Raw genomic sequence first — 861 nt, 5'->3', positions numbered from 1 at the left:
TGACCGGAGCCCTTCCAGGCCGCGCGGGCAGCGACCTTCTGGCGAGCCATGGCGGCATCGTAGCCGGCGCGATCAATCCCGATCCCACGCGCACGCAGCGCGTCTTCGGTCAGGTCGTAAGGGAAGCCGTAGGTGTCGTAGAGACGGAATGCAGTCTCGCCGTCGAGCTCGTCGCCTTCACCCAGCGAACCGGTGGCCTCGTCGAGCAGACCGAGACCCTTCTCCAGCGTGCGGCGAAACTGGGTCTCCTCGCGCTCCAGCACTTCCTCGATCAGCGCCTGGCCGCGCTGAAGCTCGGGATAGGCCTGGCCCATTTCCGCCACCAGCGCCGGCACGAGCCGGTGCATCAGCGGTTGCTTCGCGCCCAGCAAGTGAGCGTGCCGCATGGCGCGGCGCATGATCCGGCGCAGGACATAGCCGCGGCCTTCGTTCGAGGGCAACACGCCGTCGGCCATCAGGAAGCTGGTCGAGCGCAAGTGATCGGCAATCACACGGTGGCTGGCGCGCTGCTCGCCTTGCGCGGCAACGCCGGTCAGGCTTTCGCTCGCCGCGATCAGTGCGCGGAAGGTGTCGATGTCGTAGTTATCATGCACGCCCTGCATCACGGCGGCGATGCGCTCCAGCCCCATGCCAGTGTCGATCGAGGGTTTGGGCAGGTTCGTGCGGGTGCCGTCGGCGGCCTGCTCGAACTGCATGAACACCAGGTTCCAGATCTCGATGAAGCGGTCGCCATCCTCGTCCGGGCTACCCGGGGGGCCACCCGGGATGTGCGCGCCGTGGTCGTAGAAGATCTCGCTGCACGGGCCGCACGGGCCGGTATCGCCCATCGACCAGAAATTGTCGCTGGTGGGGATGCGGATG

At 67.1% G+C, this 861-nt stretch carries 1 protein-coding gene; it reads right to left on the bottom strand.

Features of this window, described 5'->3' with window-relative positions; genetic code table 11:
- Positions 1 to 861: alanine--tRNA ligase-related protein (locus tag AC01FP_RS18065; RefSeq protein WP_474482185.1), on the bottom strand; the 861-nt coding region annotated here is incomplete at both ends.

The organism is Cyanobium sp. NIVA-CYA 375 (assembly GCF_056108345.1).
This window is presented reverse-complemented; position numbering and strand designations above follow the sequence as displayed.